This is a genomic window from Lachnoanaerobaculum sp. Marseille-Q4761, from assembly GCF_017565785.1.
In the GTDB taxonomy this organism is placed as follows: Bacteria; Bacillota; Clostridia; order Lachnospirales; family Lachnospiraceae; genus Lachnoanaerobaculum.
On the sequence record NZ_JAGEKB010000001.1, the window covers coordinates 748244 to 773945 of the forward strand.

Genomic DNA, 25702 nt, shown 5'->3' on the forward strand with positions numbered 1-25702 from the left:
ATCTATAGTCCAAGGAATATTGCTACCGGATTTTGTCTGGATAAAAACAGTAAAAAAGGACTGCTTTCAATCAGACTATATATATATCTTCCCGTTTTTGTGGTTGAAAATACAATAAGGAAAATACAAATAATCCAAAACATCGTCAATCCGAAAAGCAAACCTGCTATTGCGCCCAAGGTCTTATTAAGACCTCCCAAAACGGGCAGCTTTGCTAAAAGTTTATTTCCCTTAAACAATATCCCAAGCACCAGCCAGACAAGCGTAAAAGAACCTGCAAAGCTTATCGCATTGACAGTCATCTGTGTGACATAGCTTGCAATATAATCTGAAAAGGTATATACTCCGAGTTTTTCATAGACCACTCTGTCATCATCCTTTTTTAAAATATCCTTTATTTGGGCAGGCACATTAAGTTTATCTATTGCCTCACTCCTGCCTTTTGCATTGGATGAATCTTCATGCATCTCCCCAAGCCCTATTTTTTCATAAATAGTTGTTAAAACAAATTGATTTATTTTAGTATTTTTTTGCAACTCATTTCTCAGATATGGATTCACTACATTCAAGGCAATTACACTTGAAATAAGAGCAAGCATCGTTATGGATATTTTTAAAAGTCCCTTATTGTATCCACTGATTATCATTGCCAACAAAAAGAGAAATACTAAAATCTCCAAATAATTAAAAACCATTATATTCTAAAATGCTCCTCTCTTAGAATAAGTCTGCCTTCTTTATCATATTTAGAAGTCATAAATCCAAGTAAAGCCTTCATTACTCCCGGCTTTTCAGCCAAATCGGCAGCATGGTCGATAAGATTTCTGGCATTTCTTTTGGTTAAAGGTGTTCCGTCCTCCTTCATATAATCCGCTCTTTCCTCAACCGCATACCTTGCTTTATTTGATAAAAGACATTCTATATCTTTTGCATAATTAAGTGCATACGCAATAAAATCATCTACGGACAAAGGTATACTGTCCTCACCCGTTTCCCCTCTATCTTCCTCTTCTATCTCTTCTCTCTTTTCTATCTCTACAGGCTCCGATACTATCAGCTCGGGTTTTTTAGGTTCGGATATTACAGGATTTAATTCAATGCCTTTTTCCTCTTCCTCTTTATTGCCCTTATCTTCACCGTCTTCTTCCTCAGATTCCTCAGGTGAATACAATTTTATGGTATCCCCTCCTCCGATCGGCTTTATTTCAAACTGCAAGTTCTCATTGTCGTTCTCCTGTTTTAAGATATTGGCTATAACCTCAAGATCCATTAAATTACTTGCTTTGGCGGCTTCATCTTTTTCTTCTTTGTCAGGCTCCTTAATTTCCTCTTCGTCCTTTTTATCCTGTGCTTCTTCTCTGTCCTTATCCCTGTCTTTTAACTCTATATTTGCAACAATATTTTTTCTTTTTACAGGTACTTCTTCCTCTCTCATCACAAGGCTCATTCCATGTAAAAGATCATTTGCCTCTATCAGACTTGAAATTCCGCTTATAGTATCCGCAAAGACCACTGTTTCTTTGCCGTCTCTTATAAACTCAATAAGTTCTGCAATGGTGTTATCATCAAGGTCACCTGCTTCCACAACAATAAGATCCTTCCCCTTTATCTTATCTATGGAGTTCATCACTCCCTTACTGTTAAGGCTTTTTGCCCTGATTTTTAATACAGAATGCTTTATCTTTGTGAGTTCATTTACTTCTCTCAATACTTCTATAGCATTTTCAAGAGCCTTTTGCTCTGTTATTCCCTCTACCATTATAGAACCCGGTCTTCTCATTAAATACTCCTTCGGCTCTCTTGACTTTGGCGCCTTTGCTTTCATAACTTTTCCGTGCACAGGTAAATCTACCTCCCTATTATCATCTAAAACTTCTTCCGTACTCTCTTCAATCACGACAGTGTCATTCTCAACATCTTCATCTGAAAATAACTCCAAACTCTCTTGTGAAAATTCTTTTTTGTCCTGACTCTCATTTAGAGTATCTACAACAGGGTTTACTGTTTTACTGTTATCTACATCACTTTCTTTTATTTGCTCATCAATATCCTCTTCTACAATTGAAGCGGTTTTGATTTCTTCATCCTCATGATTTTTAAATTCCGGCTCTATAAATATTTCTTCCGGCTCTTCACCCCTTTTTACTTTTGTTACAAAGGTTCTTTCCTCCCTTGTGTAATATACCTCCTCATCATCTATCACTTCCATCTTTGTTTCGCTTTTGACACTGCTTTGAACCAAATCTCTTTGCTCTTTTCTTTTTGCCATTACAGCTGAAACGGTCGGTACACCCATATCCGCTTCATCATCAAAGTAGCTGTTTATCAAATCATCTTTGTCAAAAATCGGAATTTTTTTTTCCGGAACATAGTTTTCCAATACTTTTGTGGAAGCAGTTTCAGTAACCGTAATATTCTCTTTAGGTGTTTCTTCTACTTCCTCTGTGGGAATATCAATGTTATCAGGTTCATTATTCTCTAACTCCTCACTCCCTCCTTCCGGCTCATCCTTTTTTAAGATAAATCCTGTGGTCTGTGGGGAGTTTACACCCTCCGGTGATAATTCATCCTGTGAAGTATCTTCCCCTATCCTAAAATCCTCCGGTATAAATTCTTTATCTATGGTATAGTCAGGAATATTTTCAAATGAATTTTCTTCCTCTTTTACTACATCCTCCTGCTCCTCACTTATTTGGATATTTTGATAAACATTATCAAGTTCATCTCCGTTGTAATGAGCTTTCGGCAATCCCATACTGTCAAAATAATTGCTTATTCTTGTTTTTCTTCTTTCTGCCATTACAGGAGGGCTGATAAATCTTCCATGCTTTATCCTCTCCACCCTTTCCATATGAGCCCTGACCTCTTCATCTATTTCCCTCATAGATGAAAGATCTCTTTCGCCCTTCATTTTACTCAGATTTTCATTTGTGATTGCAATGGCTCTTTTTAATTCCACTTCAAATTCCGGGTTCACACTTTCCCCCTTAAATGTTGTTTCCGATATCCTCACCTCATTTACTCCTACACTCTTTGGGAAAAGTTCTGTACTTATAGGAGCATTTTCATCCGGTTCTTCTTCATCACCGAGACTTATCATAGTCTTTTTATCCTCTCTGGGTTTATAAGCACTCATATCATCCAGGTTCAAATTCGGATAATTTTCCCTCTCTCCGCTTTCATACCTTTTGGCAAGGGTATTTAATCTGTCCTCATAATATTCTTTATTGTCCACCTGCTCCTGCTGCTTTGAACTTAGAGGGCAGCCTGTAGATTCCTTCAGAGCGGCAGCTTTTTCCACATATTCTCCCACACCGAATAAAAGCATTATTTCATCACATACTTTTATACAATCATCTATTCTGCCTGTCTGTGCATACAGGAGGGCCAGCTCATATTTCCACTGCTCATCCATCTTCTCGATATCATTATATTTTTCCAGAATCTTTATCTTTTTATTGATATCATTACCCTGTGCCACTGCAATATGATATTCCATCAGATACTTTCTGCTGTCTTGAGGTGAAATCTCGATATATTCCCTATAATAAGCCTCAGCCTCTGCAATATCCCCCTCTTTTATTGCAAGCATGGCAAGTCTGTACAAGGCTCTCTTCCCCACCGGAGCCCTGTCATAAGCCAAAAGCAATATTTCTCTCGCTTCTTTATACTCATCATTTTTTTCATAGACTTCGGAAACAGTGGTTAATAAGCCTGCATTATGGACTCTACTCCAGTCGATTGTATCGGTGATTCGCATAGCGGCTTTATAATCTCCGCTCTTCACCAATTTATTCAGTTGTTCAACCTTTAAATTAAATTCATATTTATCCATACTTGCACCAAACCTCAAGTTTTTTATTTAGAAAATAAACTCTACAGTAATCTTCTTCCTTCAAGCGCTCTTAAAAGAGTCACCTCGTCAATATACTCTAAATCCCCACCGACAGGGACTCCGCTTGCTATTCTGCTTACTTCTATACCTGTGGGTTTTATAAGTTTAGCTATATACATAGCCGTAGTTTCGCCCTCAAGTGTAGAGTTTGTGGCAATAATCACTTCATTTACATCACTCTCAAGTCTTTTTATCAGTTCCTTCAGTTTTATATCCGCCGGACCTATTCCAAGCATTGGCGATATTGCTCCATGCAAAACATGATATACGCCATTATACTTTCCTGTTTTTTCATATGCTGCCAAATCTCTGGTGTTCTCCACTACCATTATAGTCTTATGGTCTCTTTTCTCACTTGCACATATCGGGCAAACTTCTCCGTCTGTTAATGTAAAACATTCCCTGCAATAATTTACATTGCCCTTTGCGTCTTTTATAGCCTTTGATAATGAATCCACCTGTTCACTTGACATTCCTATTATGTGAAAAGCAAGCCTTTGTGCGGACTTTGCTCCTACTCCGGGCAGCTTTGAAAGTTCCTCTATAAGCTTGCTGATATGACTGCTATAATAATCCATTAGAACGGCAACTTTCCTGCTCCACCTGCAATACCGCCCATCAGTGCAGAATGTTCTTCTTCCATCTTTCTTAGAGCCTCATTAGTAGCCGCCATTATCAAATCTTCTAACATTTCCACATCCTCAGGGTCCACAACTTCTTTATCTATAGAAACCTTTGTAATTTCCTTTTTACCTGAAACAGTAATGCTTACCGCACCGCCTCCTGCGCTTGCGCTAAACTCCTTGCTTTCAAAAGCTGCACTTTGTTCTTCCATCTGCTTTTGCATCTTCTGTGCCTGCTTCATAAGCTGATTTATATTTCCGGGCATCATGCCCCCTCCAAAACCTCCACGCTTTGCCATAAAAAACTCCTTACTATTCTATAATAATATCTGTGTTTATAACAGATTTTATCTCATCAATGGAAACATATCTTGTGTTTCTTACAACCCTATTTTCTCTTAAAGAAATCTCAATTGCAATATCTTTTCCATACTTTTCATTTAAATATAATTTTAAATCAGAGATGGTGGTATCTTTATTTCCCATATCATAAAACATCTTATTAAAGAAAATAATATTGATACCACCCTGTGTTAAAGGTTCTATCTCGGCTTCCTTGTATACACCTCCGGCTTTCCCACCGATATGCTCCACTATGCTGTTCCATTCCTTTTTTATAAGCATAAAATCATCATAGGTAGCTTTGGGCAGTTCAATCACTTCTTCTTTTGGAATCCGGTTTTCTTCCGGGACTTTTTGCACTATTGCACCGGTACTTATCCCTGCCTCAAGTCTTGAAAGTCTGTCCAGCACACTGTCAAGGTTCTCTTCCATCTCAGGTGTCATAAGCCTTATAAACTCAAGTTCCGCCACAACTCTTTTTTGAGTGGCACTCTTTAGCTTATTTGATAATTCCGACAGATTCTTAATATAACGCATCAAAGTCTCTTTGGAAACGGTATTTGATATTTCCTTTAAGTTCTGTAGGTTCTGCTCCGACATATCCACAAGAGAACTGTCATTTTGTATGGACTTGAGTATTAAAATATTTCTCAAATACCAAAGAAAATCCGTTACAAACTGCCCTATCTCTTTGCCCTCTATTATGGAATTATTTAAAAGGTTTAATACCTCTATGGTATTGCCGGATAAAACCCCGTCCAAAAGCTCGTTAAATACACTTATATCGGAGGCACCAAGTATATCAAGTACCGCATCATAGCTTATTTTTTCATTCTGTAAAAATGAAATACATTCATCCAAAAGACTGAGTGCATCTCTCATAGCACCGTCTGCCGTTTTAGCTATATAATAAAGAGCCCTGTCCTCTATATCCACACCCTCGCTGTTACAAAGAGTTTTCAATCTCTGTGTAATTGTATCTATACCGATTCTTTTAAAATCATATCTTTGACATCTGGAAAGTACTGTAACAGGTATCTTATGTACCTCTGTAGTTGCCAGAATAAATATAACATATGAAGGAGGTTCTTCAAGGGTTTTTAACAGCGCATTAAACGCCCCTGTGGAAAGCATATGTACCTCATCTATTATAAATACCTTATACTTTCCGAATGTGGGCGGATACTGCACCTGCTCCTTTATATCTCTGATATTGTCAACACCATTATTGGAAGCCGCATCTATCTCCACTACATTTATGGAAGTCTCACTGAGTATAGACTTACATGTCGGACATTCATTACATGGTCCCGCATCTGTCGGATGCTCGCAGTTTAGGGCTCTTGCCATTATCTTAGCTATACTGGTCTTTCCCGTACCTCTTGTTCCGCAAAAAAGATATGCATGTGATATCCTTCCTGTTTTCAATTGGTTTTTTAATGTCCTTGTTATAGCTTCCTGACCTATTACCTCATCAAAATTTGAAGGTCGAAACTTCCTATATAGTGCCGTATAAGCCATCTGCTCCCTTTCTACCTGTCACCAAAGCTTATTCCCACAAGCCTTGCCTCTTTTACAAGTGCAGACTCGGGATCCACATATTTCAGTTTTCCGGCAGATTCACTCAAAGAAATATCCGTTACCTCCATACCCTTTAGTACTACCAGTCTTCCATATTTCTTTTCAAGTACCAGCTCCGCTCCATGAGCACCGAGCCTTGTGGACAATGCTCTGTCAAACGGATTTGGCGCTCCTCCTCTTTGTGTATGTCCGGGAACCGTAACTCTTACATCCACACCGGTCTCCTTACTTAGAATATCACCTATCTCATAACTTATAGAGGGATATCTGCCTGCATCTTTTAATTTTTTCTTTTTTAAATCCTTTTTTGAAAGAGCCGCATCTTCCATTGATATAGCTCCCTCCGCTACAGCAAGTATGGTAAACTTTTTGCCTTCTTTTTCTCTCTTATTTACAGCTGCCGCAACCTTCTTTATATCATAGGGTATTTCAGGTATCAATATGATATCCGCTCCTCCTGCAAGCCCTGCATAAAGTGTAAGCCATCCTACCTTATGTCCCATAACTTCCACAATAAAAACTCTACTGTGTGAAGCCGCCGTAGTATGTATGCAGTCGATAGCATTTGTAGCCACCTCAACCGCACTTTGAAATCCGAAAGTCATATCCGTACCGTATAAGTCATTGTCAATGGTCTTTGGCAGACCTATAACATTTAAGCCCTCTTCACTTAAAAGATTTGCCGTCTTTTGCGAACCGTTTCCACCAAGTACCACAAGGCAATCCAGCTTTAACTTATTATAGTTGACCTTCATAGCCTCTACCTTATCAAGTCCGTTTTCATCCGGCTCTCTCATAAGTTTAAAAGGTTGCCTGCTGGTTCCAAGCATAGTTCCGCCGGTTGTCAGAATTCCCGAAAAATCCGAGGGTTTCATCACTCGGAACTCTCCATACATAAGTCCCTTATAACCCTCCAGAAAACCTATTATTTCCACCTCTTTATCAGATTTGTAAAGACTCTTTGCCACTCCTCGCATTGTTGCATTTAATGCCTGGCAATCTCCTCCACTGGTTAACATACCAACTCTCAGCATATATAGCTCCTTTTGAACAAAGTCGAAACAAATTTACCACTTCTGCGTTTTAAGCATTGTATTTAATTATAACCTAATTTTATTCATTATACAACAAAAAAAGCCCTTCCCAATAGCTCACTGTCTATCAAGTAGGACCTTCATGCGCCTTCAGGGACTCGAACCCTGGACAAATAGATTAAGAGTCTACTGCTCTACCAACTGAGCTAAAGGCGCTTTTTATTTTGTTCTTTATTTTGCTGAACACTTGGATATAATACAATATATAAAAGTTATTGTCAACATTTTTTTTTGCTTTTTTTAAAAAATTTATAAGCTTTATTTTACAATCCCATATATCCGGTTTTAGGGCTATGGGATTATAAAAATAAAGCCCTTATTATACACTATTTTGCAATGTAAATTTCCCTATATCCATCCTCTGTAATAACAGCCACCTGCTACTGTTTCAGCTCTATATTTATTGACTTTATCGATAAATAATTCTATAATTGAAATATAAAATATACAAGGGTTGGACTCCACTGTGCGCCTATAGCACATCAGACTTTGGGAACTTATCCCCGTGGAACTATAAGATTTTCATTCGGTCATAATAATGATTTAGAAGAGATAGAGTACTGTTTACATGCATTAAAGGAGATAATTTATGGAATTTAGACAATTGGAAGCATTTGTTGCTACAGCCGAGTTAAAAAGTTTTTCACAGGCTGCAAAATATTTATATTTATCACAGTCGACTATAAGTTCACATGTTCAAAATCTGGAAGATGATTTAGGGAAAAAGTTGCTCTTGCGTACAACAAAATCCATCACTCTCACACCTGAGGGCGAAACTTTCCTTGCATACGCCAGAAAAATCGTGGAAACAAAGGATCAAGCCGTACTTTCATTACAGCAGTCATCAACAAGTATGCTGCATATCGGAGCATCCTCCATACCTTCAGGTTATCTGCTGCCTGAGATTATTGCGGGATTTAAAACCAAACATCCCGATATGCACTTTAGTATATGGCAGGGAAGCAGTGACGAAATCGCAGAACTTTTATTAAGCAACAGCCTTGATATTGCATTTACAGGTAAGGATATAAATTCTCCTCTTTGTGAAACTCTAAAGGTCTGTCCGGATCATCTTATGCTTGTCACACCTGCTACCGATGAGTATAAAAAACTCAAAGAAAGCAATGCAAAAATATCGGATATTTTAAAATATCCTATGATTTTAAGATCAAACGGCTCCGGAACACAGTTTGTAGCAAGTAAGCTGCTGGAAGGACTCGGCATTAAAAAAAGTGATCTGGATATTATTGCACAGACAAATGATCTTGAATCCATACAGCAAATGATAGTGCATGGTCTTGGAATAAGTATATGCTCCAAATTTTCCATAAGAAATTTATTGTACAGCGATAAGATAATAGCCTATCAGCTTGACAATTCAAATATGAGATATTTCTCACTGCATTATATAAATGTAAAAAAGACTCAGCCTCAGATTAAGCTCTTCGTAGACTATGTTCAGAGCGCAATAAATGAAAATAAACTTGATATTCTCGCCTAAATCAGCGCCACCGGCTAAGCCGGTGGTTTATTTTATATAATATACTAGAATGTCAATCTCATCTTATACCAGATAGTATCTCCGTGATTTGATTGTGATATACCCTCATCCTCATATCCGAATTCCTTATAAAAAAGTCTGAGTCCGTCCTTGCAGGTAAGTACGATTCCCTTTTTTCCCCTTTCCCTTGAGTCTTCTATCACCTTTTCCATTACTTTTTTTGCAAGTCCCTGACCTCTGTATGCCTTATCCGTTACTACAGAAAATATCATCTGCCAGCATCCGTCTTTATCATGCATAGAGGCATCATCATACATAATATCCTCAAGTTCTTTTCTGTCTGTCGTCATTCCGTTTATAAAGCTCTTTATTACACCGTCCTCTTCCAAAATCCAAAAACATTCGGGAAAGCTTTCCATTCTTTTTTTGATGCTCTCCCTGCTTGCCGCCTCAGCCCTTGGATAGGATGCAGCCTCTATCTGTGAGAGTCTGTCCAAATCTTCATATTTTGCATATCTAATCATATTTCCTCCTTTAACTCATATAAAATCCTAAAACTTCTATCATCAAGCTGTATTATTCCAAGCCTTTTAAACCCAAGTTTTTCCACAGCTTTTTGCATAGTTTTATTATCCTCATGTGTATCTATTCTTAAAAGTGATATTTCCTTTTTAACAAAGTTTATTATACGGCTTACAATTTTTCTTTCACTTCCGTCGCTTGCCACTCTATGTATTATCCCATATTCTTTATCGGAAGGAAAATTAAGTTCATAGCTTTTTTCATAGCCCTTTATAAATACAAAGACGGCAAAAATATGACCATTATCTTCCAATACATAGCTTATTTTATCTTCTATATCCTTATTTACGATATTTTTTTCGGGATAACTGTCCTTCCATTGATTCGGATTGCCGCTATTTTTCATATATTTCCTTGCAATAGCATATATCTCCATTATTCTGTTAAAATCGGAAACTACCGCTTTTCTAATATTCATCTCTTACTTCCTTTATCCAAAGATTTTGATATAAACATATACTGCCTTCCATTTAAAAAGGGGCTGTGAAAAAACTCGATTGAGTTTTTTCACAGCTCCCTTTTTGCACTTATTGTTTATAAATGACTGAAATCATACGCAAAAAAGACGCACTTCCCCTACCCCATAGAAATTCTTTTTTTGAATCTATGCGGCAGTTCTGTTTCTCATCTTTTTTTTCTGATATTTATATAAATTATGGCCTATCGCCACGAGTAAAACTTCCAGTTTGACTGAATGAATACCTCTTCGGACAATTCTCTTGTACCAACGGTCATTTTTCATAATTCCGAAAGTGCCTTCTGCTTGTATCGAACGGTTCATTCGTAATAACGCACCATGGATACTTTCTAGGTTTTCGATTACTTCCTGATGCATAGAAGTTAGTTCCTGATTGATCCGAACGGTTCGATTCTTATCTGTCTTCTTACATTTCTTTGCATATGGACATCCACTACAGTCTTCGCATTCATACAATTCTTCTTTGCGTCCGTACTGATTTCCTCTCACATTTTTTCTGTATAAAAAATGGAATGATTTATCATTAGGGCATCTCATGAATCCTTGCTCATCAATTCTGAAGTTAACTGCACGAAAAGGATCTTCATGATATTTCTTATCCTTAGTTTCCTTTTTAAACATTGGAAATTTCATATACTTTTCAATTCCGTTCTGTTCACAGAAAATATAATTGTTGTATGAGCCATATCCGGCATCTGCAACAGGATACTTGGGATAGAATCCATAAGTTTGTTTGAAGTGCTCCATCAAAGGAACAAAACAATCCATATCCGAACGATACTGATTCACGTCAACAACTGCAATATATTCATCTGCTACACCAATCTGTACATTATATGCCGGCAGAAGTTGATCATTGCCCATGTAATCCGTTTTGATACGCATAAAGGTGGCTGAGTTATCTGTTTTAGAGTAACTGTTTCGGTTAGGACCACAGATTTCTATTCTTTGTATGTATTCTTGAAGTTTCTGACAGAAAGTAGTCAAGTGTTCATAATGACGCTGTTCTTTGGATTTACGCTTTCCACTTCCGTAAACAAATGTACTTGTATCCAGTTCCCACAAAAGTACCAACCGCTCAACGATTTCATTCAGATAATCCGGTACATACTCTGTGTTTGTTGTGATCTGCACCCCGCTCCATGCGATTTCTGCATTAATTTCCTCAATCTCCGCGGTGATTTTTTCGTAAAGCTTGTAACGGAACTTTTCGGTAGCCTTCTTCCATACCCAGGTATACTTGTTTGCGTTTGCTTCAAACTTGGAGCCGTCGATGTAGATATGTTGCAGATCCACATGCTCTTCGTTAAAGATAGCATGATTGATGTCATTAAAAATGTTTTCAATCTTATCTTGAAGTATTTCATTGATGAAATATCCAAAGGTTCTGTATGACGGAGTCTGGTGATCCATGAGATACATGAACCTGATATTAACTTTACAGTTGTCTTCCAGTTCTCTCAGAGAGCAGTAACCGCTAGTCATAAATCCGAAAAGTACTGTTTTTAACATGTTGACCGGATTATATCTGAATCGTCCGGTTGTGTACTCCGGAATATCCGTCAGATACTTGTTTAAATCGATTCCTCCCATCAATCTGTCAAATGTTAAAACAGGATCCAGCAGATTCAAACAATCTGAAAGAAACAGTGGTAAATATCCTTGTTTTGTATTACAATAATTGTTGTGTAAAGTTTTTGTCATAAGTTAATTTTACCACAAAAATAGGACCTTTCGCATGAACGAATGGTCCTATTTCTTTTAGGGACTTATTTCACAGCCCCCTATATTTTTATGGTCCTACCGAAACTTTTATACCAAGCTGTCCATATGGCCAAAGTATATCCATTACATCATTATTTACCGCTACGCAACCTGCTGTAGGTACACCCTTTTGATAATTTCCATGAATCATTATCGCTCCGCCAAGAGCTGTATTCCAAGGTGGGCATAATTTGCTGTCGATTGCAGTATAGATGGAATCTTTTTCTTCCTGTGTAATGATTCCCTGCTCAAAGCCTCTGTCTGCCGCAGCCTTGTCCGGATAAGAAAGTCCGAGTGATAAATGATATGCACTCTTGTCATTTCTTACACATATGTAATAGTCACCGTTTGGAGTGGTTCTATCACCCTGTCTTTGCTTGGTTCCGTTTGCTGAAAACTCACCCAGACTGCATGGCCATTTTCCCACCACCTTATTATCTGCTATAAGTGTGAGTTCCTTAGCCATCTTGCTTACATAGATTCTTGTTGACGGCTCAACGACCTTTGGCTGTCCCGGTCCGAATCCCGATCCGAAGTTGACACTGCCTGTACTTACCTTTGTTACTGTTGCGGCATATACACTAAAGCTCATCAACCCGATAAGCATGGAAAAAACCAGAAATGCCACAATGCTTTTTCTTGCTTTCATAAAAATCCTTTCTTTTTTATATTCTCACCTTTATAAAGTGGAGATTTTATTTTATAAGCATTGCATCCCCGAAACTGAAGAATCTGTATTTTTCTTTTACAGCCTCCTCATATGCATGCAATATATTCTCTCTTCCCGCCAATGCACTTACAAGCATCACCAATGTGGATTCCGGCAGGTGGAAATTGGTAATAAGAGCATCCAAAACCTTAAACTTATACCCCGGATATATGAAAATATCAGTCCATCCTGATTTTTCTTCCAGATAACCGTTTTCATCCGCAGCACTTTCTATGGTTCTTGTACTGGTGGTTCCCACACATACAACCCTTTTACCGTTTTTTTTGGTACTGTTTATAATATCCGCAGCCTCGGAGGATATATTAAAAAACTCTGAATGCATATGATGCTCATTTATATCATTTACCTTCACCGGTCTGAATGTACCAAGACCTACATGAAGTGTAACCTTTGCAAGTCTTATACCCTTTTTTTCTATTTTTTCCAAAAGCTCCTTTGTAAAATGCAATCCTGCTGTAGGAGCCGCCGCCGAACCCTCATTCTTTGCATATACGGTCTGATATCTGTTCCTGTCTTTGAGTGCATGAGTAATATATGGCGGAAGAGGCATTGTTCCAAGCTTATCAAGTATCTCCTCGAAAATACCCTCAAACTCAAACTCAATAATTCTGTTTCCTTCCTCCACTATATCCATTATAGTTCCGGTGAGCAAACCCTCTCCAAAGTCAATCTTTGCTCCGACCTTACATTTCTTACCGGGCTTTACCAGACATTCCCAGGAGGTTTTTGTCTTTCTCTTAAGCAAAAGTATCTCTATGGCAGCTCCGGTATCATTTTTCACACCCATAAGTCTTGCAGGTATTACCTTGGTCTCATTAAGCACCAAACAGTCACCCTCATTTAGATAATCTACAATATCATAAAAATGCTTATGACTGATTTCTCCGTTTTTTTTATCCAGAACCAGCAGTCTTGATGAAGCCCTGTCTTCTAAAGGATCCTGTGCTATAAGCTCCTGCGGTAGGTCATACCAAAATTCCTTTACATCCATACTAGTTTCCGCTCTTTGTCTCCGATATGGACACATCCGCTTCTTCTTTACTGCTCTCGGTTATACTCTCCACTGTGCTGTCCTCGGTAATAGCCTCTACAGTCTCTTCCACAGTGGTCTCCTCTGCGGCACTGCTTTCGTTTGTGGCAGCATTCTGAACCCATATGGAATAAAGTGTTCCAAGCTGTATATCGCTTGTTACGGCTGTTGCCAGCTCCTTTCTCATCTGTGCATCAAGTGCTATGATATCCTCAGACTTTGAAACTTCCTCTACAAATTTCCTTTCATCGGCTGTCATTTCCTCATTCTCTACCATATAGAAGGCATCCTTTGGCTGTTCCTTAACATATGCCCAGGTAAGCATAGGTGCCTTGGTATCAATATCATAAAACTTTACATTTGAACTTATAAATACCACATAGGAATTATCTTCATATCCCTTTGTTACATAGGTGACAACATCATCAAAGGACTCATATACCTTTGCTTCATCATTTAACTTGGTCTGTAAATCCGCAAGTCCGTCCTCATCGCTTCTTCCAAAAACATTGTACATTCTTCTGGCATCCGCATTTACCTTTGCATACTGATAAGCCTTAACCAGCTCAATGATGCCCGGAATCGCATCCTTTTGCATACCATAGGTTTTATAATCAGACAGTCTCTTCTCCTCTTCAGACATTGTAGACTCAGGTACTGTAGTAGTCTCCTCAGTACTTGCTTTTGTATTTGTGTTACTGCAACCGGTAGAAACCGCCATCATTATTGCCATCACACCTATTCCCATAATTAACTTTTTATTCTTCATAACTTCCTCTTTATACTAATATCAAACAATCTTCTTCTCTTCGAGTCAGACTCTGTTCTACTGTTTTCATCTCATTTTGACTCCTGTATCATTTTATCAAATATTATTCCAAAAATCACCTATCAATTTATTATGAAAAATGATATAATTTTGTAATATTATTTGTATCAATAGCGTAGTGGATAACGCATCAGACTCCGACTCTGAAGATTGTGGGTTCGAATCCCACTTGATACATTTTCTTTAAAACTGTAAGGAGCAATATGTTAAAGAATAAAGTTTTAAAAATTCTGCTTTCAAATAAAGAGCATGTATCGGGGCAAGCCATTTCCGATAATCTTGGCGTATCAAGAACCGCTGTATGGAAGGCTATCTCCTCATTAAAAAAAGACGGCTACAATATAGAATCGGTTAATAACAGAGGCTATCTGCTCCTTGAAAAAACCGATATTTTAAATCAGGTGGAGATTGAGCAAAATATACATTCTTATAAACTTTTGGAACCACCCGTAATTATATATATGGATGAGGTGGATTCCACCAATACCTATGCAAAGTCAATTGCCGATAATTTAAATAAGGACTTTCTTGTAGTATCCGATATGCAAACATTCGGAAAAGGAAGACTTGGGCGAATCTGGAGTTCTCCCTCTTCCACAGGCATATTTATGAGTCTTTGTATAAAACCTGATATTGCAATAGAAAAGTCATCCATGATAACTCTTGTAATGGCTCTTTCTCTCTGTGATGCCATAGAGGAGCTTTACTCTCTTCATCCGACCATCAAATGGCCAAATGATATAGTTATAAATTCAAAAAAAATATCGGGCATACTCACGGAAATGAGTTCCGATATGGACGGTATAAAATATATTATTTCGGGTGTGGGAATAAATGTAAATAATAAAGAATTCCCTGCTGATATAAAAGATATGGCATCCTCTCTTTTCCTTGAAACGGATATAATTATGCACAGAGCAAAACTGATAGCAAGTGTTATTTCTCATTTCTATAATAATTTTAATATTTTTCTAAAAACGGAGGATATGACCGGCTTAAAGGAAAAATATGAAAAGCATCTTGCAAATATCGGTAAGGAAGTAAAAATACTTGATCCTAAGGGAGAATACCAAGCCGTCGCACTTGGCATTGATGAAAACGGTGCATTAATTGTAAATTCCGCCGGAAAGATAAAAAGAATTATAAGCGGAGAAGTAAGTGTCAGGGGACTCTACGGTTATGTATAAAATAAGCAGGTAAAACCTGCTTATTTTTATGTTAAGAACACTTTTTAAGTACAACACGAAATACAGCATATAAAAAATAAACCCTGAAAAATCAAGGTTTAAACTCAAGCTGCTGACGGGACTCGGACCCGTGACCTCCTCACTACCAATGAGGTGCGCTACCACCTGTGCCACAGCAGCATCTATGTTATACTAGCATAAACATACTTTACTGTCAATATAAATTGAGCCTACTAAGGTGGTTTACCTACCGCTTTTTCACCATTATATAGCCTATATTATACTTATTACATTTCCACTTTTTAATATCCCTTGACATTTCTCCGCTAAATGCTAATCTTTACTTAAATAAAAAATTTGGAGGTACTATGTTTAATATAGCTGATAATAGAATATTTATGAATGATGAAAACGGCAAAATTATTGCCGAGGTTACTTTCCCGAATCTTGATGATAATACTGTTATTATTGACCATACCTTTGTGGATGACAGTCTGCGTGGACAGGGTATTGCCGCTAAGCTTATGCTTGAGGTTATAAAATATGCCAAAGAAAATAATAAAAAGATAAAGGCTACCTGCTCCTATGCATTAAAGTGGTTTGAGAAAAACAAAGATGAATACAAAGATCTTTATATAGGATAAAATACACACTGTTAATGCATTATTTTATTTCTGTCTTATTATTTGCTTGATTTACCTATTACCTACCTTTATAATAGGATTATAAATTAAGGATAGGTGAATCTTATGAAAATTTCAACAAAGGGAAGATACTCTCTTCTTGTAATGATTGATTTAACAGAAAATCAATCGGATGAATTTATTCCATTACATGACATTGCCAAAAGACAGGAATTATCTGAAAAATACTTGGAAAGCATCATAAAACTGCTTGTAAAGAACAAACTCCTTGTAGGTTTGCGTGGCAAAGGTGGCGGATATAAGCTTACCAAAAGCCCAAGCGATATCACTGTCGGAGAGGTACTTAGAATTGCAGAGGAAAATATAATGATGGATGACGAGGATACCGAGGGTATGCATCGCACGAGCGAATACCGCACCATTGATATGTGGGGTAAACTCTCAAAAATGATCATTGAGTATTTTGACAGCATTTCCATAGCCGATTTGATAGTGGAAGATCCCGGAAATGACTTTGTAATTTAAGCCGGAGATTCTTGTTTTTAACCTTATTCATGTACAGGTTAATACTTTTTATATATTGATTTTATAATGTTAACTGTCAAAATCTTAAGAGGTTTTGACAGTTTCTTTGCTGTTTTCTCTCTTATTTAAGAGAGTATTTTTTATTTTCCACCTTTTTGCTCTAAAATAGGTTATATTTCTCCTGCAAAACTGTTAAACTCTAAGTAAATATAAAACGAATTTTATTCAAAAATTTAGGAGGAAAATGATGAAAAAGATAGTAAAAGCAGCTTTACTGTGTTCGGTTCTGTCTTTAGGTCTGGCAGCTTGCTCCGGTAAGACTGAGACAAAAGACACTTCCGCTGTGGAGACACAGGCAGGAGAAAAATCTGATGCAGCACAGGAAGAAAAAGTCCTTGTTGTCTATACCGCAAGAAGTGAAGCACTTAACAATGCCGTTATTCCGGAGTTTGAAAACTCAACAGGCATAAAAGTAGAAGTGGTTGTTGCAGGAACCGGTGAATTATTAAAGAGAGCTCAATCAGAAAAAGAAAATCCGCTGGGAGATATTTTCTGGGCTGCGGATCAAACAATGCTCTCATCCTCAAAGGATTTATTTGAAGAGTATGTTTCTGCAGAAAATGACAATATGATAGAGTCTGCTAAAAATACTACAGGCTATTTTACACCTGCCTTTGCAGATCCGACAGTTATGATTGTAAATAAGGATTTGGCGGGAGATATCAAAATCGAGGGCTTTGCGGATTTATTAAATCCTGAGTTGAAAGGAAAGATTGCTTTCGGTGATCCGGTTAATTCAAGTTCAGCATTCCAATCATTGATGGCAATGCTTTACGGCATGGGAAAAGATGAGGATCCGCTCTCTGATGAAGCATGGGCATATGTTGACCAATTTTTAAAAAATCTGGACGGTAAGATGTGTAACAGTTCCAGCCAGGTTTATAAAGGTGTTGCAGAGGGTGAGTATATTGTAGGTTTAACCTGGGAGGATCCTGCGGCAAGCTATGTAAAAGACGGTGCTGCTGTAGAAGTTGTATTCCCTAAAGAGGGAGCTATTTTCCCGGGAGAGTCCGTACAGATTTTGAAAAACTGCAAGCACCCGGAAAATGCGAAAAAATTTGTTGATTTTATGTTATCTGAGCAAGTACAGTCCTATGTAGGTCAGAATTTAACTGTAAGACCTCTTAGAGCAGATGTTAAATTAGCAGATTATATGAAGCCGCAGGCGGATATAAAGTTGTTTGATAAATATGATGAAGGCTGGGTTGCCGAACATAAAACTGAAATCACCTCAATGTTCACAGAGCATATCGAAAGTTCTATGAACTAAGGGTAAAGTTTATCAAATATCAACATTAACAAAAATAAAAAATGTTAAGGGGTTGCTGCAGTAGGGAAAAGTTTATCTCTAAATGCGGCAAGCCCTTTTGTATTTATTTAGGAGAAAAATATGAGTGTAGCAATCAATATTGAGAATGTAATTAAAAGATTCGGAAAAGATACTATTATAGACGGTTTGTCATTAAATATAAAAGAAGGTGAATTTTTTACACTTTTAGGACCTTCAGGTTGTGGAAAAACAACTCTTTTACGAATGATTATCGGTTTTAACTCCATTGAGGGCGGAGAAATAAAACTTGATGAAAAATTAATCAATCATATTCCGACCAATAAAAGAAATATGGGTATGGTTTTCCAAAATTATGCCATTTTCCCTCATATGTCTGTAAAAGATAATGTTGCCTTCGGTTTAAAACGCCAGAAGATGAGTAAGCAGGAAATCGATGAAAAAGTGGATGAAATCTTAAAAATCGTTAAAATCGATCACCTAAGAGATCGAATGCCGGCAAAGCTCTCCGGTGGACAGCAACAAAGAGTTGCACTTGCCAGAGCGATAGTCATACATCCGGAAGTTTTGTTAATGGATGAACCCTTAAGTAATTTGGATGCCAAGCTAAGAGTTGAAATGAGAAATGCCATTAAGCGCATTCAACAACAAATCGGCATTACAACAGTATATGTTACACATGATCAGGAAGAGGCACTTGCGGTATCTGACAGAATAGCCGTTATGAACGGAGGAGTTATTCAACAGATAGATACACCTAAACGCATTTATCAAAGACCTGCAAATACCTTTGTGGCAACCTTTATCGGCCAGTCCAATATTTTGGATGGTAGTATCGTTAAAACTCAGGCAGGTAGCGGAATCAAGATTTTTGATGCATTTTTTGCTATGGAAAATCTATCAGAGAATTGTGCAGATATGCAAAAGGTAAGTGTTTCTATCCGTCCGGAAGAATTTATCTTAAGCAGAGACAATAAAGAGGGAATTAAGGGAATTATTAAGAGCAGTGTCTTTTTGGGAATTAATACCAACTATTTTATAGAACTTGAAAACGGTAAGGAAGTGGAAGTGATTCAGGCTTCTGATTCTTTGGAAGCGATACCTGACGGCAGTACTGTTTATTTGAATTTACAAACTGATAAGATTAATGTATTTACTGATGATGGTACAAAAAATTTAATCAGGGGGGTGTAGTATGAATGGTACAAATGAAAAAAAGCTGAATATATGGAATATATCCACCTTTGTCATTTTGGCTTTTGCGGTTTTATTTATTATCTATCCTATGGTCTTGATTTTGTATAAAAGCGTAATTTCAGGTTCCGGACAATTAAGCTTTGATTATTTTTCAAAGTTTTTTCAAAAAAAATATTATTGGAGCACATTGATTAACAGTTTTAAGGTTACTATCGTGGCAACTGCCATATCGACAATTCTTGGACTGATAATGGCTTATTTACTTCGTTCTATTGTAATAAAAGGAAATAAATACCTAAACATAATGATTGTTATGTCTTATTTGTCACCGCCTTTTATCGGAGCCTATGCGTGGATACAGCTGCTTGGAAGAAACGGATTTATCACTCGATTGTTAAATAATATTTTACCTGTAAAATTTGCGGGTATTTACGGCTTTGCAGGTATTGTATTGGTTTTCTCATTACAATCATTTCCTCTGGTCTATATGTATACCTCAGGTGCTCTTAAAAGCTTGGATAACTCTTTGGTTGAGGCGGCTGAAAGCCTGGGATGTAATTTATTAGACAGAGTCAGATTGATTATAGTGCCCTTGGTAACTCCTACTTTACTGGCGAGTTCTTTGCTTGTATTTATGAGAGTTTTCTCAGACTTTGGAACACCGATGCTTATCGGAGAGGGTTATAAGACTTTCCCGGTTATGATATATGGACAATTTATGGGTGAAGTGAATACGGATGATCATTTTGCAGCGGCATTATGCGTTATTATTATCGGAATCACCTTACTTTTATTTTTCTTACAGCGCTTTTTAAGTGCCAAGTTTACTTATGCGATGACAGCTCTAAAACCTATGGAAGCTGTTAAAATCAGTGGTTTTAAGAATGTACTTGTACATCTTTTGGTATATGGTATAGTATTCGTAGCTATTCTTCCTCAGCTAACTGTTATCACTACCTCATTTTTAAAAACAGGAAGCGGAGGACTTTATACGGGCGGTTTTACACTTGAAAATTATTACAACACACTTTTATCCAAAAATAATAATTCAGCAATTTTAAACACATATCTTTTCGGTTTTGCGGCAATTGTTATTGTTGTTGTTTTGGGTATTATCATCTCATATTTAAGTGCAAGAAAGCGTTCATTTTTTACATCTACACTGGATACCTTGACCATGCTTCCTTATATTATACCGGGTTCCGTACTTGGTATCGCCTTTTTATACGGGTTTAATTCCAGACCACTCTTACTTAGCGGAACAGCTATCTTAATGATTATTTCACTCTCCGTAAGACGTATGCCCTATACGATTCGTTCAAGTACCGCCATTATCGGTCAAATCAGCCCGAGCGTGGAGGAGGCTGCAGTCAGCCTTGGTTGCAATGAATTACAATCTTTTTTAAAGATAACTGTACCTATGATGCTAACAGGTGTCTTATCCGGAGCGATTATGAGCTGGGTTACTTTAATAAGCGAGCTGAGTTCTTCAATTATTTTATATACCAGTAAGACACAGACTTTAACTGTTGCCATTTATGCGGAAGTCATCAGAAGCAGTTTCGGTAATGCGGCAGCTTATTCAACTATACTAACTGTAACCAGTATTTTATCACTGTTGGTTTTCTTTAAAATCAGCGGTAAAAACGATATTAGTATTTAACTACAAACGGAGGGAAAGAATGAGAAGTGTTACATATAAAAAATATATAGAATATTCCTTTTTAAGGTACGCTTTATCAATTATAGTCATATTATTTATTATGATGATAGCCTTTCTCTCCTTTAATTTTAAGGTGCTTGAGCATTATGAGAATAAGAAAAATACTCTAAAACTTTTACAAGTACTGGAAAAACAGTTTTTAAGTTATAATTTAGCCTTAGAAAATTTGTCAAAAGATACAGAGATTATTAATTTGGTATCAGGCAGTAGTAACAGTCATCCAAGTGAAGTGAACAGGACTTTATATAACTTTGTAAATGCTCAAGACTTAAAGGCTAATTTTGTTTTACTGGATAAGGACTTTAACATAATTTCTTCCAATTTATTTGAAAGCAATAAGGAGCTGTTTTTGGAGAGCCGTGTATTGGAAAAAGTATCCGCCGCTCCTCTAAATAATACTTATATAACTCCCAGTCGGTTGAATTATGACTATGAACAGGAATCGAGCCTGATATTTGCCCATGCCGTTATGAATGGGAAAGAAAAGGTCGGATACCTGTTTTTTGATGTTCTAAGTAAGGACATTGAAAATTTGTTTATGCGCTCTCCGATAGACAGTATCGTGTTAACAGACAGATATGATCATATTATTTTTTATACCGGAAAAAAAAGCGTTGATTTAACTCTAAAATATCCCGGAGATAAATATATGAATACCTTTTCAAAAAATGGAGAAATTGATATTAACGGAACAAAGTATCAAGGACAAATCAATACCTTTATTGACGGACAATTCACATTATATACGATGGTATCCAAAGAAATACAAAGGCGTTCTTTCTATTATGGTCTATGGTTCATTATATTATCGGCATTTATAATGCTTTTTATGATTCCCTACATTACAAGGCGTATTTCCGAAAAAAATGTGTCTGCTATTGAAGAAATGATAGGATCTATTACTCAAATGAGCCATGGAAAAAAGGTGGAACATCCTGTTGTTTTTGAAGAATTTAATAAGCTCTTATCCTCTTTTGAGATGGTGTTGGCAGAAAAAGAAGCTTTAATAAAAAATAACTCTGAACTTTCTGAAAGAAAGCGTATTATGGAAATCAAACAGCTTGAAGAACAGTTTAACCCGCATTTTTTATTTAATATACTTGAGACTTTAAAATATCAGATTATGATTGATAAAGATAAAGCGGTGGAGATGGTGCTGGCATTTGCAGGTCTGATGCGTTATAGTATTTATTATGGCAGCACAGTTGTTCCGCTTGGCACAGATATTGAATATATTAATGATTATCTGATGTTACAAAAGCTGCGTTACAATAGGAGGCTCACATATAGTATCGATATACCTGACGAATTGCAGGAATGTTTAATACCTAAGCTATTGCTACAACCGATTGTTGAAAACTCCTTGGCTCACGGTCTGGTAGATGTAATTCATATCACCATCAGAGCTGAATGTAGCGCGGATATGCTGATTATTTCTGTAGAAGACAATGGCAAGGGCATAGATTCGCAAAATTTACAACTGCTTAGGGAAAGTTTAGAGAAGGATTCTATTTATAAAGAGCATATCGGTCTATATAATTCTCACAGGGTTGTCAAATTACTTTATGGGAACCGCTACGGTCTTGAAATAAACAGTTGTCACGGAACACTGATAACTGTCCGATTGCCATTTGTATTGGAGAGTGAAGATGAATAAAGTACTGATAGTTGAAGATGAGGACATTATCCGCAAAGGCTTAATGTTTATGGCAAAGTGGAATCAATATGACTGTGTTGTGGTAGGAGAAGCAATAAATGGTGAGGAAGGATTAAGGCAGATTAAAGAAAAAAGACCTGATATCGTGATTGTAGACATCAATATGCCGGAAAAAGACGGACTAAGCATGATAGAAGAAAGTATCGAACTTTACGGTTATGATGCAATTATAATTTCCGGCCATTCAGAATTCTCCTATGCCAAAAAAGCAATCAGCCTTGGAGTGTCTGAGTACTTGCTAAAGCCGATTAATTTTAATGAACTGTACCCGATTTTAGAAAAGATTACTTCAAAAAGAAATCATTTACAGCAATTACATCAAGATAAAAAACAAATCGATATAGAAAAAGCACGTTTAAGCCTCATTTCCGGTGAAGAGCCGTCTCACTCAAATAAATATGTAACTTTGATGCTTGATAGTATTCGTACCGGCTACAGAAACAGATTATCATTGACTGATATCAGTATCGAATGCGGGATGTCATGCACTTACTTAAATACCAAGCTAAAACAATATACCGGGTATACTTTCAATGACTATTTGAACAGATACCGTATTCAACAAGCTATCAAGCTTTTAAACGAAAATGAATTAAAAGTCTATGAGATAGCAGATGAAGTCGGGTTTGCCGATTACAAATATTTTATTAAAGTCTTTAAAAAATACATAGGTATTTCACCTGTAAAGTTTATTGAAAGTGAGCATTTTAAAGAAGGCAATTATGAAACTTTACAAAATGAATCCGATAAAGAATGACAAGGGCGACCAATATATGGCTTGGCAGTTAATCTTCAAAAAATAATGGGGAAAGAACATAAGATTTGGGCAATCACCAAAATAAAGGAGAGACGATTATTAGATAAAATAGCTAACCTATAAATATAATCGTCTCTTACATAAGTTTTGACATGCTACCATAGTCAATATTAGAATGGTTAAGTTCTGGTTATGTATATTTTTCAATTTATAATTGCATCGACATTTACACTTTTCACATACTATATGCTTCTTTGTATCTAAAGCTTACTACTTAGTATTATATCTTTCACCATCTGTTTTTAAATGGTAATTTTCAGATAAATCATTAATTAGATCTAACAAAGGTCTAAACTTAGAATAATCTATACAACTATTACTATAATTACTAATCATAAACTTTGAAAATATCTCTTTCCCAATATATTTACTATTGTCTTCCTTTTTTTTATTAAATATTTTACCACCATGATTAGGCTTGATTAGCTTCTCATTTATTTCATTTAGATTATATAAATCTTCAATTTCTATATCCGTACCTTTAAGCTTAGACTTGTCTTTATTATCCATATCTATATTAGATATTGGTAATGTAATGATAAAAGTATTTAACCCAACATGATAGAAATAATCTGTATGAAGTTTTTTTTCTATATATTCTGTGGTGTGAATTTTATTTTTAAGGAATTTAGCTACACAATACAGAGGATCGTCCTTACTAAACTCATTATCAACCAAGAAGATGACAGGCTTACTTGGCTTTAAAGGAATTATTTTTCTAAAATACTCTAACAGATTTTCCACTGTATTGCCTTCAGTAAAAAACCTCAATAAATTCTGAAGCTCCCCGCCTCCGCCTTCCTTAAAGCCAAAAAAATACCTCATTCTATTAGAGCGAGAAAGAAAGCTAACATTATACTTAAAATTGTTCCCATCAGAAGAAACTAGCCCTGCAAAGTCCGAATAATAATGTTTTAAAGCAGCCTTAATATACCTAGGGTCCGTCTTACCTTCTGTTATTAAAGTAGTTTTTTTATTAGCTATAAAATACTTGTAGAAAAGAAATTTTTGATAATCTTTTTCACGCATTGATAAACTTCTTAGATTCTCATCCCAGGCAAGTGTTTTTATCTTTCTATCACTCAGTCTAAATAGTTTCTCTTGAGTTCGTAGTAAATTTTTTTTATATTCTATTATATTAGATGTTAAGCTCCTATCCTCTACAAGTCTGTTATTATATTTAACTAATTCATTTATAAAAGAAAACCTACCTTCTAGTTTCTTAATCGTACCCTCTTTACCATCAATTGTAAATTCGCCTGTTTTATAGAGAGTATTGGCCATACTACGTGTTTTCTTATAGAAGTCATTTTGTACATTTAGCTTCTTATTTACAGATAAACCAGTTACAGTTTGTCTACTGTTGAATTTTTGAAAATGTGTTTTCTCAGCATTTATATCAAACCCGGAGCTCGTAACAATATCTTTTAGTTCTTCCAAAAACAAAGTATAATTTTCAGAAAACACTTTGTTATTTGTTGAAAAAGTTAAATCATCAGCATATCTGGTATAGGTTAGTCTATATTTTTTACACAATATTATTATCTTATAATCTAGTATTTGACAAATCAAATTTGAGATTATAGGTGAAGTAGGAGCGCCTTGGGGCAATTTACCATTGTAGCAAGTTAATTGAGCAATGAGTGTTGCTACTTTTGGTAATTTAAAATAATTATTTTTTAAAAAAAAGCCCTGTACTCTACCAAAATGAATAGAACCAAAAAAATCTTTTAAATCTATATTAAGCACATATCTTTTATTCCTATGTGGCAATGCATTTGTTTTTATACTTTTACCTTTAAAAAAGCCATGAGTGATTTGATTTTTTATATTATATTCTAAATAGAAGTCATTTAGTTTCTCTATAAGCAATCTACATAGTCTTCTTTGAACATATTTTAAGCTTTTATTGGGGGCACTTATTTGTCTTTTTTTACCACTCTTTTTACTTATATAAAAAGAATGGTAACAGTTATCAATACGTATTCCATATACAAGACCCGTAATCTGCCTTACTGATACACCAATTGTTGAAGCAAGAGCTTCTTTTGAATCTATAGAACTATATTTACACATACCATCCCCCTTTGAGAAT

22 protein-coding genes and 3 tRNA genes are annotated in these 25702 nt (G+C 36.3%); 10 read left to right on the forward strand and 15 right to left on the reverse strand.

Annotated features, from left to right (window positions below):
• Positions 1-2: 2 nt before the first annotated feature.
• The 7 genes from J4O15_RS03405 to J4O15_RS03435 form a co-directional block, all read right to left on the reverse strand.
• Positions 3-695, reverse strand: coding sequence for a CvpA family protein (locus J4O15_RS03405; protein ID WP_208099698.1), 693 nt, complete (start codon positions 693-695; stop codon positions 3-5).
• Entirely contained in the window at positions 695-3835 is a 3141-nt protein-coding gene (locus J4O15_RS03410) for a tetratricopeptide repeat protein (RefSeq protein WP_208099699.1), read from the reverse strand. The genes J4O15_RS03405 and J4O15_RS03410 overlap by 1 nt, the downstream gene beginning before the upstream one ends.
• Before the next feature lie 41 nt (positions 3836-3876).
• Complete coding sequence (gene recR / locus J4O15_RS03415) at positions 3877-4473, reverse strand: recombination mediator RecR (protein ID WP_009219668.1); 597 nt, start codon at positions 4471-4473, stop codon at positions 3877-3879.
• The gene (locus J4O15_RS03420; RefSeq protein ID WP_009219667.1) at positions 4473-4817 is read right to left on the reverse strand and encodes a YbaB/EbfC family nucleoid-associated protein; all 345 of its coding nucleotides are present in this window, start codon (positions 4815-4817) and stop codon (positions 4473-4475) included. Before J4O15_RS03420 ends, recR begins: the two co-directional genes overlap by 1 nt.
• A gap of 13 nt (positions 4818-4830) precedes the next feature.
• Positions 4831-6381: a DNA polymerase III subunit gamma/tau gene (gene dnaX, locus J4O15_RS03425; RefSeq protein ID WP_208099700.1), complete on the reverse strand. Its 1551-nt coding sequence runs from the start codon at positions 6379-6381 to the stop codon at positions 4831-4833.
• An 11-nt stretch (positions 6382-6392) separates the two neighbouring features.
• Positions 6393-7475, reverse strand: a complete 1083-nt coding sequence (locus J4O15_RS03430) for a 6-phosphofructokinase (RefSeq protein WP_009219665.1) — start codon at positions 7473-7475, stop codon at positions 6393-6395.
• 143 nt (positions 7476-7618) lie between these two features.
• A tRNA-Lys gene (locus J4O15_RS03435) sits at positions 7619-7691 on the reverse strand.
• A 433-nt stretch (positions 7692-8124) separates the two neighbouring features.
• On the opposite strand from J4O15_RS03435, the gene J4O15_RS03440 reads away from it, so the two are divergent.
• The gene (locus J4O15_RS03440) at positions 8125-9036 is read left to right on the forward strand and encodes a selenium metabolism-associated LysR family transcriptional regulator (RefSeq protein ID WP_208099701.1); all 912 of its coding nucleotides are present in this window, start codon (positions 8125-8127) and stop codon (positions 9034-9036) included.
• Between the two features lie 44 nt (positions 9037-9080).
• Here J4O15_RS03440 and J4O15_RS03445 read toward each other — a convergent pair whose 3' ends face one another.
• From J4O15_RS03445 to J4O15_RS03470, 6 genes are all read right to left on the reverse strand, one after another.
• Positions 9081-9560 (reverse strand): GNAT family N-acetyltransferase, encoded by a 480-nt coding sequence (locus tag J4O15_RS03445; protein WP_208099702.1) that lies wholly within the window; start codon positions 9558-9560, stop codon positions 9081-9083.
• A complete protein-coding gene (locus J4O15_RS03450) occupies positions 9557-10036 on the reverse strand; it encodes a GNAT family acetyltransferase (protein ID WP_208099703.1) in 480 nt (159 codons plus the stop codon). Before J4O15_RS03450 ends, J4O15_RS03445 begins: the two co-directional genes overlap by 4 nt.
• Before the next feature lie 186 nt (positions 10037-10222).
• On the reverse strand, positions 10223-11800 hold the full coding sequence (locus J4O15_RS03455; protein ID WP_208099704.1) for an IS1182 family transposase: 1578 nt from the start codon (positions 11798-11800) through the stop codon (positions 10223-10225).
• A gap of 88 nt (positions 11801-11888) precedes the next feature.
• Positions 11889-12509: a L,D-transpeptidase family protein gene (locus tag J4O15_RS03460; RefSeq protein ID WP_208099705.1), complete on the reverse strand. Its 621-nt coding sequence runs from the start codon at positions 12507-12509 to the stop codon at positions 11889-11891.
• Positions 12510-12555: 46 nt separating this feature from the next.
• Positions 12556-13581, reverse strand: coding sequence for a tRNA preQ1(34) S-adenosylmethionine ribosyltransferase-isomerase QueA (gene queA, locus J4O15_RS03465; protein ID WP_208099706.1), 1026 nt, complete (start codon positions 13579-13581; stop codon positions 12556-12558).
• A gap of 1 nt (position 13582) precedes the next feature.
• Positions 13583-14389 carry a hypothetical protein gene (locus J4O15_RS03470; protein WP_208099707.1) on the reverse strand — a complete coding sequence of 269 codons (807 nt, stop codon included), beginning with the start codon at positions 14387-14389 and terminating at the stop codon, positions 13583-13585.
• Positions 14390-14553: 164 nt separating this feature from the next.
• Here J4O15_RS03470 and J4O15_RS03475 point away from each other — a divergent pair.
• Positions 14554-14626, forward strand: a tRNA-Arg gene (locus J4O15_RS03475).
• A gap of 26 nt (positions 14627-14652) precedes the next feature.
• Positions 14653-15636 (forward strand): biotin--[acetyl-CoA-carboxylase] ligase, encoded by a 984-nt coding sequence (locus tag J4O15_RS03480; RefSeq protein ID WP_208099708.1) that lies wholly within the window; start codon positions 14653-14655, stop codon positions 15634-15636.
• 107 nt (positions 15637-15743) lie between these two features.
• On the opposite strand, the gene J4O15_RS03485 is transcribed toward J4O15_RS03480, so the two are convergent.
• Positions 15744-15816, reverse strand: a tRNA-Thr gene (locus tag J4O15_RS03485).
• A gap of 188 nt (positions 15817-16004) precedes the next feature.
• Between J4O15_RS03485 and J4O15_RS03490 the strand changes: the two genes are divergently transcribed.
• The 7 genes from J4O15_RS03490 to J4O15_RS03520 all read left to right on the forward strand — a co-directional run bounded on the left by J4O15_RS03490 (position 16005) and on the right by J4O15_RS03520 (position 23547).
• Complete coding sequence (locus J4O15_RS03490; RefSeq protein ID WP_009219657.1) at positions 16005-16280, forward strand: GNAT family N-acetyltransferase; 276 nt, start codon at positions 16005-16007, stop codon at positions 16278-16280.
• 105 nt (positions 16281-16385) lie between these two features.
• The gene (locus J4O15_RS03495; RefSeq protein WP_009219656.1) at positions 16386-16805 is read left to right on the forward strand and encodes an RrF2 family transcriptional regulator; all 420 of its coding nucleotides are present in this window, start codon (positions 16386-16388) and stop codon (positions 16803-16805) included.
• Between the two features lie 247 nt (positions 16806-17052).
• Complete coding sequence (locus J4O15_RS03500) at positions 17053-18135, forward strand: extracellular solute-binding protein (protein WP_208099709.1); 1083 nt, start codon at positions 17053-17055, stop codon at positions 18133-18135.
• Positions 18136-18255: 120 nt separating this feature from the next.
• Positions 18256-19347: an ABC transporter ATP-binding protein gene (locus J4O15_RS03505; protein WP_208099710.1), complete on the forward strand. Its 1092-nt coding sequence runs from the start codon at positions 18256-18258 to the stop codon at positions 19345-19347.
• Position 19348: 1 nt separating this feature from the next.
• A complete protein-coding gene (locus J4O15_RS03510; RefSeq protein WP_208099711.1) occupies positions 19349-21013 on the forward strand; it encodes an ABC transporter permease in 1665 nt (554 codons plus the stop codon).
• A gap of 19 nt (positions 21014-21032) precedes the next feature.
• Positions 21033-22730: a sensor histidine kinase gene (locus tag J4O15_RS03515; RefSeq protein ID WP_208099712.1), complete on the forward strand. Its 1698-nt coding sequence runs from the start codon at positions 21033-21035 to the stop codon at positions 22728-22730.
• Positions 22723-23547: a response regulator transcription factor gene (locus J4O15_RS03520; protein ID WP_208099713.1), complete on the forward strand. Its 825-nt coding sequence runs from the start codon at positions 22723-22725 to the stop codon at positions 23545-23547. The genes J4O15_RS03515 and J4O15_RS03520 overlap by 8 nt, the downstream gene beginning before the upstream one ends.
• Positions 23548-23817: 270 nt before the next feature.
• On the opposite strand, the gene J4O15_RS03525 is transcribed toward J4O15_RS03520, so the two are convergent.
• Positions 23818-25683, reverse strand: a complete 1866-nt coding sequence (locus tag J4O15_RS03525) for a retron Ec67 family RNA-directed DNA polymerase/endonuclease (protein WP_208099714.1) — start codon at positions 25681-25683, stop codon at positions 23818-23820.
• Between the last annotated feature and the right edge of the window lie 19 nt (positions 25684-25702).